The 12,217-nt window shown below is 64.7% G+C and carries 5 protein-coding genes; 4 read left to right on the top strand and 1 reads right to left on the bottom strand.

Annotation, left to right across the window (positions count from 1 at the left end; all coding sequences use genetic code 11):
* Nucleotides 1-3,157 (bottom strand): DNRLRE domain-containing protein (locus ACIQZO_RS40045; RefSeq protein ID WP_403636285.1); only part of this gene is annotated, 3,157 nt, incomplete at its 3' end.
* A 396-nt stretch (nt 3,158-3,553) separates the two neighbouring features.
* Between ACIQZO_RS40045 and ACIQZO_RS40050 the strand changes: the two genes are divergently transcribed.
* The 4 genes from ACIQZO_RS40050 to ACIQZO_RS40065 all read left to right on the top strand — a co-directional run bounded on the left by ACIQZO_RS40050 (nt 3,554) and on the right by ACIQZO_RS40065 (nt 11,965).
* Nucleotides 3,554-10,312, top strand: a complete 6,759-nt coding sequence (locus ACIQZO_RS40050; RefSeq protein ID WP_403636287.1) for a polymorphic toxin-type HINT domain-containing protein — start codon at nt 3,554-3,556, stop codon at nt 10,310-10,312.
* Nucleotides 10,309-10,590 carry a hypothetical protein gene (locus tag ACIQZO_RS40055; protein ID WP_403636289.1) on the top strand — a complete coding sequence of 94 codons (282 nt, stop codon included), beginning with the start codon at nt 10,309-10,311 and terminating at the stop codon, nt 10,588-10,590. Before ACIQZO_RS40050 ends, ACIQZO_RS40055 begins: the two co-directional genes overlap by 4 nt.
* Nucleotides 10,591-10,778: 188 nt before the next feature.
* Nucleotides 10,779-11,084, top strand: a complete 306-nt coding sequence (locus ACIQZO_RS40060) for a transposase (RefSeq protein ID WP_403636291.1) — start codon at nt 10,779-10,781, stop codon at nt 11,082-11,084.
* Nucleotides 11,081-11,965 (top strand): IS3 family transposase, encoded by an 885-nt coding sequence (locus tag ACIQZO_RS40065; protein ID WP_403636293.1) that lies wholly within the window; start codon nt 11,081-11,083, stop codon nt 11,963-11,965. Before ACIQZO_RS40060 ends, ACIQZO_RS40065 begins: the two co-directional genes overlap by 4 nt.
* Nucleotides 11,966-12,217: the final 252 nt, after the last annotated feature.

The raw sequence follows: 12,217 nt of genomic DNA on the forward strand, positions 1-12,217 counted from the left end.
GGCTGCCGCTGGTCCACAGACTCTGCCCGGACGGGCTGTACAGCACGAGGACGCCGCGGGGGTGCAGTACTGCGTACGAGCCCGGGATGCTGGTCCTGCTGTGCCACTTGACGGTTTTTCCGTCTGCGGTGACGACGGCGAAGTCGCCGTCGCTCTGGATTCGGGCCGTGGCGCCCGGGTTTCCGCCGGTTCCGGTGGCCCAGAGCTGCTTGTTGTCCTTGCTCAGCAGCACGAGATTGCCGTCGGCCTTCATGACCAGCTTCGAGTTTCCGCTGGAGAGCTCCTGACCCGAGGCCAGGACGGTGCCGGCGGTGATGCGCGCGCCGGGAACGCCGTCGATCTGGAACCGCGGCCCGAAGGCCCCCACAGTCGTGCCGTCGGCATTGAGTTTGCCCGGCCAGCCGACCATGGTGTTGTCAGCCTGACGGGCCCACAGGTCGGCCACCCCGTCTCCGTTGAGGTCGCCGGCCGAGCTGACCTGCGGATAGCCGACCTGGGTGACGCCGGAGCCCACCTTGGTGCGGGGCAGAGTGCCCCAGGTGGCCAGGTCGACCGCCTGGTTCCCGTCCAGGCTCTTCTTGCCGAGCGTGCTCAGGATGTCGCCGGTGGCGTTTTCCCGCAGCCACAGGTCCGGCACACCGTCCTTGTTGACGTCGCCTGGGGCAATGACCGTGTACTTGTCCCAGTCCAGGCCGCCGACGAGTACGGGATCGACGTCGTCCAGGTTGCCCAGGAGTGAGGTGAAATACGCGTAGAGCTTGTTCCCGCGCTTGACGAGGAGGTCCGGAATCTCGTCACCGTCGAGTCTGCCCGGGGCGATGATCTGCTCGGCGTCGGCCCAGTGATTGTTTTCCAGTGGCCGGTTCACGGTCATCTGGACCGGATTGTCAACGGTTCCCTGGCCGTTGTTGCGGTAGATCGACAGCGATTGGGCGGATTCGCCTACTGGCTTCTCGAGGGCGAGCATGTCGTTGTACCCGTCATCGTCCCAGTCGCCCAGATTGGCGGTCTGGGCGCCGGAGAAGGAGGCGGGGGAGCTGACCATTGCGGAGAATTTGCCGTTGTTCTGGCCGGCGTAGGTCAAGAGACTGCCGAAGAGGTCGTTGCTCCAGATGTCGCGGTGGCCGTCACCGTTGACGTCGTGGGGGACGTCCCGTGCTGTTGCGCGAGCGGCGTAGAACCGGTACACGGCTGTGTCGGACCGGTTCCCCGCGGCGTCCTGTGTGAAGGCGTAGACGAAGTGGGGGCCTGCGCCGGGCGGGGTGATCTTCGCCGCGAACGATGCGCCGGCGGCCACCGAGACGCTCTTCACCTGCGGGTCCCAGTCGGTGAAGTAGCCGTACCAGACCACGTCGCTGTCACCGTTGGCGGAGAGGATGAAGTCGCCTTCCTGGCGGGCCTTTCCGGTGTTGGCGGGCCAGCCGCTCGTGCCGTCGGGGAAAACGGCTGAGGTGATTTTCGGCGCGTTCGCGGGTCGGGCGCGGTCCACGGTGAACTTGCACGTGGGGGACCAACCCGACTGGGCGCCGTCCTGGTCGGTCGTCCGTGCTCGCCAGGTGTAGTTGCCGTCGGGGAGGGACGCGTCCGGGACGCTCCACGTGGTGATCTGGCCGTTGTTGCTCGGGATGATCTGGCTGACGGGGGTGCTCTGGCCGGCCTTGAAGAGTTGGAACTCGGTGGTCAGATTCCCGGCGTTACGGTCGGAGATCGTCGCGTACAGGCCGATGTTGGTGTTGCCGATCGAGCCGCCCTGCTCACAGGGCAGCCAGGGTGAGGTGCCGGGGTCGGACGGCGTGTTCGGCGGGTTGTTGTACTCGATTTCCAGGGTGACGGTTTTGGGGTCGAAGCGCTTCCACGAGTACTCGTCGCTCTCGTTGGACGCGTAGAGGCCGACGGTCGTGTTTGTCCAGCCGTTGGCTGCCGCTTCCTGGACGGCGGCCGTGGCGTTGAATTCGAGGTTGCCGGCGGCGCACTCGGGCCGGCCCTTGGCGGCATTGACGGTGTCGAGCCGGGTGCGACGGTCGGGCTGGTTCTTCCAGGTGGTCTTCGGCGAGATGGCGTGGGTCGTCCACAGTTCCACGGGCTTGGGGGTGCAGGACCAGGACCAGGTTTCCTTGATCCTGAACGTCGCCTTCGAGACCTGAGCGCCCTTGACGGCAGAGGTGTCGAGCTGGAAGAAGGTCCGCGAGAGACCGTTCGTCTGGCTCTCGTACCCGACCCGCACGTCCTCCTTGGTGTTCCAGTAGGAGTTGTTCTCCCACGTGCGGTAGGCCCACGCCCAATTCTGCCGTTCGCCCCATGCCACCGAAGGATCGATGTAGACGGGGTACTTCGTCGAGGCGTTCGCCAGGAGGGCCTGGTCGGGCTTGATCTCCAGATTCCCGCCCGTGACGGCGGAGGGCATCTGGGCGTTCTTGGCCCCGGACGGGGTCACGAAGACATCGCCGGGGGCGCTGCTCGACGCCGCGTCGCCACTGGCGGCAGCTGCCGCACGCGCGGGAGCCTGCGCCACGGACCCGGCGGTGGTGGTGGAGTCCCACATCACCGGGTTCGGCGACGTGAAGACCACCTCACCGGCCGGGTTGACCGCGGTCAGCAGTCCCGTTGTCGCATCCCTGGTGACGTCCAGGCCCACGGTGTCGAGCTTGAACTTCATCGTCGCGAGGTCGGGGTGCTTCGCTGCGGCCGCGGTCTTGACGACCAGCAGCTGGGAGAACCCCTCGACCTCGGCCTTCACCTGCAGGTCCACGTCCGGGAGCACGTTGGCATAGGTTGCCACGTTCGAGGCAAGTGTCGGCTTCGGTAGAGCCTTCGGCCAGGTCAGCGACAGCGTCCGCCCGTTCTTCACCCCGGTCAACAGCGGGCCGGTGCCCCCGCCCGAGAAGGCGATGGCGACGGCCGACGCCTTCGGCTTCACCTTCCCGTCCGCCGCGAACTCCAGCGTCGGGTCGGTCGCGACCCACCCGCCGGCGCGCCGGACACGCACCGTCGTCCCATGGCGTGTGACCGACCACTTGCCCGTCGGCAGCGCCCAGGTGTCCGACGTCTCGGTCCGCGCGGACGTCAGCTCGTAGGGCCGGCCGGTTTCCTTGGCCTTGGCGAGCGCGAAGTCCGCCGCCCTCATCGACCCCTCGGCGACCGGATCGGTGGCCGCCACCGCAATTTCAGACGGATGTATTACAGCCAATCCGGTGGCGGTTATTCCGCTTATCAGGGACATCGCGATTACCCGCGAAATCGCCCGCCCGCCCGGCATGCCGAGCTGGGCCTCTCTCTGCCTCACACACACTCCATCTGTCCGATATCCGCGGAGACTCTACCTGGGATCTTCATGCCGGATGTCTCCATACGCCTGCAATGTTTACTGCGCTTACTCCGTATCTGTCTGATTGATCCAGAACAGCCTACTTCGCGGTAACAAGGGCTGGGGAGTGCCAAATTCAAGCCGTTGACTGGATGTCAGATCGGCAGTTTTAGGCTGTTAGCCTGCGCCGGTAATTCTTTCTGAAGCATGGGGTGGGGTGTGAGAAAATCTCGCATGAGAGGGCTTTCTGTGGCGTTGGCCACAGTCGTCCTCTCGGGCATATTGCCCGGATCGGTTGCCGTAGCCGACAGCAAATCCAAACCGTCGCTGCCGCAGCTCCAACAACCGAAAGCGGTAGCAGTCAAGCCGGTCCGCTCAGGAGGCGCGCCGAAGGCCGACGACGCGGGCGCGACCGCGTGGAAGGCTCCGAAGGTCGCCTGGCCGAAGGCCGGTGCGGCGGAACTGAACCTGACATCCAACACAGGTCCAGTTTTCAGGTCGTTCCTGTCGGGATCCGCGCAGGGACCGACCATCGAGTCCGGCCTGCAGCAGGCGGGCAACCTTCCGGTCGCGGTCCACGTCGCGCCGGGCAAGGCTGCCGAGGCACCATCCAAGGTAAAGGTGTCCGTCGCCGGTAAGGACGCCGCCCGCAAGGCAGGCGTCGACGGCGTCCTGCTCTCAGTGGGCCGCTCCGACGGCGCCACGCAGCCTGCATCGGCCAAGGTCGAGGTGGACTACAACTCCTTCCGGGGCGCCTACGGCGGCGACTACGCGACCCGACTGCGCCTCGTGGAGCTCCCGGCCTGCGCGCTGACGACTCCCGAGCTCGCGGAATGCCGCACGCAGAAACCCCTGCAGACCTATAACGACACCCGCACCGGCAAGCTCTCGGCCCAGGTGACGACACTCGGCGCTACCGCGCCGACAGGCAAGTCCGCGAATGCGCGGGCCAAGTCGGCTCCTGCAGCTTCGGGCGGCGCAGCCGTCCTGGCCGCCACGGCCGGCGACGCGGGTTCGACGGGTGACTACAAGGCGACTTCCCTCCAGCCCTCTGGCTCGTGGACCGCGGGCGGATCGACCGGCGCCTTCGCCTGGTCCTATCCGGTCGCAACGCCCGCGGTGCCCGGCGGGCTGGGTCCGCAGATCTCGCTCGGCTACAACTCTCAGTCGGTCGACGGCCGCACCGGTACGTCGAACGGCCAGGGTTCGTGGATCGGTGACGGCTGGAACTGGGAGCCCGGCTTCATCGAGCGCAAGTACAAGTCCTGCAACGACGACAAGACCGGTGGCACCAACGCCACTAAAGTCGGCGACCAGTGCTGGTACAACGACAACGCCACGATGTCCCTCGGTGGCAAGTCGACCGAACTCGTTTACGAGCAGGGCAAGGGCTGGCACCCGGCCACCGACTCGGGTGAGAAGATCGAGAAGCTCACCGGCGCTGCCAACGGCGACAACGACGGTGAGCACTGGAAGATCACTACGACCGACGGTATGCAGTACTTCTTCGGTCTGAACAGGCTGCCGGGCTGGAAGGACGCGTCCACACCGACGACGAATTCGGCTTGGACCGCACCGGTCTTCGGCAACCAGGCGGGCGAGCCCTGCTACAACGCCTCGTTCGCGAGCGCTTGGTGCCAGCAGGCCTGGCGCTGGCAGCTCGACTACGTCGTCGCGCCCGGTGGTGACGCGATGGCGTACTACTGGAAGACCGAGACGAATAACTACGGCCGCAACGTCTCGGACACCGGCAAGGCAACGGTCACGCGATACATCCGGGGCGGCTGGCTCGACCACATCGACTACGGCCTGCGCTCCGACACCGTGTACAGCGGCAAGGCCATGGCGCAGGTGCAGTTCGGCGTCAGCGAGCGCTGCCTCACCAACTGCGGGACCTTCGACGAGGCCAACGCGAAGAACTGGCCGGACTCGCCGTACGACCTGTTCTGCAAGGACGGGTCCACGGAGTGCAAGGGCCAGTACGCGCCGACGTTCTGGTCGCGGATGCGCCTGACCGGGATACACACCAAGATTCTGACCGGCGGCGCTCACCAGGACGTCGACTCCTGGACCCTGGGCCAGAACTTCCCGCCGGCGGGCGACGGCATCTCCACCCCGATGTGGCTGAAGTCCATCACCCGCACCGCCAAAGCAGGCGCCGCAGAGGACGTCTCGCTCCCACCCGTCACCTTCACGGGAGAGCAGCGGCCCAACCGGGTGGACAAGACCGGCGACGGCCTGGCCCCTTATATCCGGCTGCGGATGTCCCAGGTCAATTCCGAGACCGGTGGCACCATCGGTGTCACCTATTCCCAGCCGGATTGCACCCCCACCACACTCCCGACCGCTGACGCGACCAACACCAAGCGCTGCTACCCGGTCAAGTGGGCATGGGAGGGCGAGGACTCCAAGCTCGACTGGTTCAACACCTACGTCGTCACCCAGATCGTCGAGGGCGACAACCTCGCTGCGACCCCCGACAAGGTGACCTCATACACCTACGTGGGCGGAGCGGCCTGGGACAAGGACACCAGCGAGTTCGCCAAGGCCGCAGACCGTGTCCACTCCGTGCCGCGTGGCTACGAAGTGGTCCAGACCCGCACCGGTACGGCCGGCGACCCGAAGACGCTGTCGGAGAACCGCTACTTCCGGGGCCTCGACGGAAAGGAAGTCAAGGACGGCACGGGCACCGCGGTCATCGACCGTCCCGAGTTCGCCGGGATGGTCCGAGAATCGGCCACCTACGACGGCGACGACACCAGCAAGCTCATCACTGCCACGTCCAGCACCCCGTGGCGCTCGGGTGCGGTAGCCAAGCGCCCCCGACCCGGCCTGCCCGACCTCATCTCTTACAAAACGGGCAACGAGAAGCAGACAACCCGCACCACCATTACCGGTGGCACTCGTACGACGGAGACCAGCCGACACTTCGACGAATACGGCATGGCCGACTGGGAGTCGACCACGGGCGACACCGCCAAGGCCGGCGACGAGACCTGCACCACGACCACCTACGCACGCAACACCACCAGCTGGATCCTGAACAGATCCAGCCGTGTCGAGAGCGTGGCGGTGCCGTGCGGAACGTCCGCCAGCAGCCCGGCGGACGTCATCAGCGATACACGGACCTACTTTGACAACGGCGCACTCGGAAGCGTTCCCGGTCCAGGTCTGATGACGAAGACCGAGAAGATCAACGGCAAGGGCGACGGCTACGACACCGTCTCCAGTGTCCCTTCGATCTGCGGCCCGAACAACAACCAACTCTGCTACGACATACACGGCCGAGCACTGGTTGCCACCGACGCATACGGGAAGGCGACCACTACCGCTTACACGCCGGCCACCGGCGAGATCCCCACAGCGGTCACGGCGACGAACCCCCTGGGTCACGTCATCACCTCGCAGATCGACCCGCTCCGAGGCCAACCCACGAAGGCTACCGACGCGAACGGCAAGGTCACCACGACGGCGTATGACGCGCTGGGCCGGGTGACGAAGGTCTGGGTCCCGAACTGGACAGTCGAGGCCCACGTCGGCCAACCGAGCCGCGTCTTCGAGTACACCGTCCGCAACGACGGACCCAACGTCGTCACCTCCAAGACACTCACCCATGATCAGAAGTACTCCGTCGTCCACTCCATTCAGGACGGACTGCTGCGCGAGCGCCAAACGCAGACCCAGACGCAGACGCCCGAGAAGGGCGGCCGCCTGGTCACGGAGACGTTCTACGACACCCGCGGCCTGGCCTGGCGCAACTCCGGCGTCTACTACGCCGAAGGCACACCCGCACCCGAGCTGGTCACGGGACAGGAACTCACCTACCCCGCCTCCGCCGACACTCTCTTCGACGGCGCCGGCCGCCCCACCACGGTGATTGCAAAGCACTTGGGCCAGGAGACCAAGCGCACCACCACCAGCTACACCGGCGACACCACCACGGTCGTCCCGCCACTGGGCGGCACCACGACCACCACTGTCGTCGACGCACTGGGCCGCACGGTCGAGACCAAGCAGTACACCGACGCCGCGCGGACTACCTCGCAGTCGACCTCCTACACCTACAACAAGCGTGGCCAGCTAGACCAGGTCACCGACCCCGGCAGCGCAAAGTGGACGTACACCTACGATGTCCGCGGCCGCCAGATTGAAGCGAACGACCCGGACAAGGGCCTCACCAGAACCGCCTACGACGCCGGCGACCGCGCCACCGATGTCACCGACGCCCGCGGCGTCACCCTGCACACCGACTACGACGACCTCGGTCGTCCCGTCGCCACCAAGCAGGGCTCCACGGCCCTGACCGCCTCCCTCTACGACAGCATCGCCAAGGGGCAGCTGACCAAGTCCACGCGCTACATCGACGGCAAGGCATACAGCTCGGAAGCCCTCGCCTACAACGACCTCTACCAGCCCCTCGAAACCCAAGTCACCATCCCGTCCACCCCCGACACCGGCGCCCTGGCCGGCACCTACAAATGGACGACCTACTACAACATGGCCGGCCAGGTCCTGCGGACCATCCAACCGGCCATGGGCGGACTCCCGGCCGAAACCGTCGGCAGCACGTACAAGACGGTTTCCGGACTGCTCAACAGCTCGGCCGCCGGAAGCAGCCGTCTCGTATCGGCGATGACCTATGACCCCTACGGCCGCACCCTCCGCCAGGTACTCGGCTCCTCCGGCCAGAACCTGAACCGGTCCAACGAGTACGACCCGCACACAGGCGCCCTCACCCACACAGTTGTCGACCGCGACGTCGCACCGACGCGCATCGAGGACACCAAATACACCAACGACCCCGCAGGCAACCTGACCTCGATTGCCACCGCCTACGGCATGGACGTGGCCAGAACGACCGACACCCAGTGCGTCAACCTCGACGCCCTACGCCGCATCACCCAGGCATGGACCAACAAGGGCGAGACCTGCGCGGCCACTCCGTCGGCATCCGCCATCGGCGGCGAGGACCCCTACTGGACCACGTACACCTACGACGCGGTCGGGAACCGCAGGACCGAAACCAAGCACACGACCACTTCGGGCCCCACCGCCGACACGACCCGCACCTACGCGCCGCCGACCGCCGGCAAGCACGACCTGCCCAAGGTCACCCAAACCGGCACCACCCCGCACGAGGAAACCTTCACCTACGACGCCTCCGGCAACACCAAGACCCGCAAGAGCGGCACCGGTGAAACCCAGTACCTCGACTGGGACGCCGAAGGACACCTCAAGTCCCTCGTACAGGGCACAACCAGCAACTCGTTCGTCTACACAGCCACAGGTGAGCGCCTGCTGCGCAAGGAGAAGGACGCCACCACGCTGTACCTGCCCGCCGGCAACGAGCTGAAGCTCGACAAAGCAGGCACGGTCTCCGGGACCCGCTACTACGGCGACGTCGCGATGCGCACGGGCGGCAAGCTCACCTTCAATCTGACCGACCACCACAACACCAGCACCACCCAGATCACCGCTGACGCCACGCAGGCGGTTACCCGCCGCAAGACCGGCCTCTTCGGAGAAGCCCGCGGCACCCAGTCAGCCACCTGGACCGGCGAGAAGAACTTCGTCGGAGGCACCAAAGACAACGACAGCGGACTGACCCACATCGGCGCCCGCGAATACGACCCCCTGATCGGCCGCTTCATATCCGTCGACCCGATCATGGACCTCAAAGACTCGCAGCAGCTCCACGGCTATACCTACGCCGCCAACAACCCATTCACGTTCTCCGACCCGGACGGCCTCAAGTACTTCGAAGGAAACAACAACGACGGCGGCTTCCAGTCCGCTCCCGAGGACGTCGTCGAAGCCGCCACGAGGTACACCAACGGATACGGGGAGAAGCGCCCCCCGCGCAATAGGGGTTGCGGAATCTGGTGCGGCGGGCAGAATAAACCACTTCCCAAGCCCAAGCCCAAGCCGGATACAAAATGGTCGTTCTGGCTTGACCAAATGTTCTACGGCGCAATCAGTAGTGCAGTGCACACTTCGACCCTCTTCGGAGCAGCACTCGGCGACGACGACTGCTGGGGAGACGGCGGCGTCGGAACTCCAGGATGTGACTACGGGGCCGATTTTGATAATTGGGCCCTGGAACACGGGGTCAATACCGAAACTGACGCTTACCAGCTCCCCGGATTCTTGGGTGAATTGTGGAGCCACGGGAAGAGCAATGGTGCCGAGGGCCCAGGTTTGGGCGTAGGCAGGTACGTCAGAGGGAATTGCTTCCTTGCCGGAACGCTAGTTCTCATGGCTGATGGCTCGGAGAAGAAGATTGAGGACATCGAAGTCGGGGACAGTGTTCTCGCCACCGATCCAATATCAGGAAAAAAGGAAGCCCGGCCGGTTGAGAAGCTAAGCCAGACGGAAGGTGATCGTGAGCTGAACACGATCTCCGTCGCCACAGCCGGCGGTATTGAAGAAATCACAGCGACACACGAGCACCCGTTCTGGTCGCCCTCCGAACAGTCCTGGGTGAATGCTGGCGATCTAAAGCAAGGGATGACTCTGGCCGCGGAGTCGGGTGCGACCGTGCTTGTCACGGCCAACCGTGCGCATCTGGATCATGTGAAGACCTACAACTTCACCGTGGCGGACTTCCACACGTACTATGTACTCGCTGGCAATACGCCGGTTCTTGTGCATAACAGCAATGGCTGCCCGGAAGTATCTATTTACAAGGCGCCTGGTACTGGCATGACGGATAGGCTGCTTAAGGACGGCTTCCATGAGAGCGACTTCCCGGGATCTGGAAATGGGTATCCGGATGGACGGGCCTACTTCGGGCTGGCCGACGAAGGGCAGACTATTGCTCTCGACTACGCAAGTCGTGGAGGCTATGACGGTGGTGTCGTCGAAATCAGAATCCCGAAAGCGGATTTTGAGCAGCACTTCAGTAAGTATGTAGGCTCACATAATGGTGTTCCCAGCGTGGAGGTTGCCGTTCCGAACACCGCGTTCGATAAACTTAACCAGTACCCGCGAAGTTTGGTGGGACAGTGACAAACGGGCAGCTCAGCGAACACGAGCAACGTCTCATCGGCGAGATGGTCGATGGTGAGGTTGAGGCGGTCTTTCGCTGGGGAATCATCGTGGACTTGAGGCTATCCCGCGTTGGGCTCATTGACGCCCTATACATCGACGACGAGGATAATTACCAAGTTGGCGATCGAGTCAGCGGCTATCTGGACTGCTTTGACGAGCAAAAGGGAAAATTCATCTTGAGGCCGCCTGATCAAATCCCTCTTGCTGAGCGACTGAGGCGGGCAAGGGAGCAATAGTTGGAATTGGCCAACCAGGGCGTGCAGCCTCCTGAGAAGCAGGCATGCTGACTTGCTGGGGAAAGTCAGAGGCCCCACCGGATTTGTTTTCGGTGGGGCCTCTGAGGTGTCTGACGGCAGTGGAGTGACCCCCGAAATTCCGACACCTGGACGCTGGATGTTTCGTCATCCAGGGGAAGTGATCCAAGGTGGCAAAGCGGAAGAATTACCCCGAAGAGTTCAAGCGGGACGCGGTGGACCTGGTGCGGTCCTCACCGGACCGTTCCCTCACCGACATCGCCCACGGCCTGGGTATCCATCTGGAGACCCTGCGCAAATGGGTCCGCGAGAACCGGGACCGCGTCCGGGCGGCGGACGGCGGGGGTGACGCCGGCATGAACCTCGACGAGAAGGAAGAGCTCAAGCGCCTGCGGCGGGAGAACGCCCGGCTGAAGGAGGACAACGAGATCCTTCGGAAGGCCGCCGCCTATTTCGCACGGGAGACGACACGGTGATCCGCTTCCGTTTCGTCGACGAGCACCGGAACGCCCACAGGGTGAAGCGGATGTGCGACGTCCTCGGCTGGGATCGCTCCGGCTACTACACCTGGCACCAAAACCAGGAGGCGCGACAGGGGAAGTCCGATGAAGAAGAGGGGCTGGCCCGCCGCATCCGGGCGATCCACACCGATTCCCGGGGAGCGTACGGGGCCCTGCGGATCACCCGGAAACTCCGGGACCAGGGGCATGTGGTGAACCGCAAACGTGTCGCTCGGATCATGCGGGAGCGTGAGATCGTCGGGATAACGCGACGGAAGTCGCGGTCGCTGACGAGACAGGACCGCACGGCGCCGCCGGCGCCGGATCTGATTCTGCGGGACTTCACCGCGCCGATGCCCGGGCTGAAGTTCGTCGGGGACATCACCTGCCTGCCGACGGCAGAGGGGTGGCTATACCTGGCGACGGTGATCGATCTATGCACGCGGGAGGTCGTGGGCTGGTCGATGGCCGACCACATGCGCACCGAGCTGGTCGCGGACGCCATCCGGATGGCTCATGCGGGCGGGCATACGGCGGGCAACGCGATCTTTCACTCGGACCGCGGGTCGCAATACACCTCACACCAATTCCGTTCCCTGCTCGGCGAATTGGACATCCGGCAGAGCACCGGCCGGACCGGTTCATGCTTCGATAACGCTGCCGCGGAGAGCTTCTTCGCCGTCCTGAAAGCAGAGATCGGCACGACCGTCTGGGATACCCGGACGCAGGCTCGGCAGGACGTCTTCCGCTGGATCGCGGAACATTACAACCGGGAGCGGATCCACTCAACGATCGGCTACATCACCCCGTATCAGGAGCGACTCCGCCGGCATCAACGACTGGACCTCGCGGCATAAAACGGAAGTGTCGGGACCTGAGGGGTCACTTCACCGACCGGCGACACCACGTACAACTGCAACAACAGGGCCTCCTGGTATTCCTTGGTCTCGGCAACCCGGAGATGTTCAGGAGGCCCTGCTTTCATGCGCGGACACGGCCAGGTTCACCCGCCCCCAGGGGCGTTTCAAAGTCCCGTTGATCATGTGCGTCCGCAGGCCACGGCCGTGCGAGGGGTCTGGGATGGACCGTCACGAACGCAACGAAACTCC

The sequence above is a fragment of the Streptomyces sp. NPDC097617 genome (assembly GCF_044761485.1).
GTDB lineage: Bacteria > Actinomycetota > Actinomycetes > Streptomycetales > Streptomycetaceae > Streptomyces.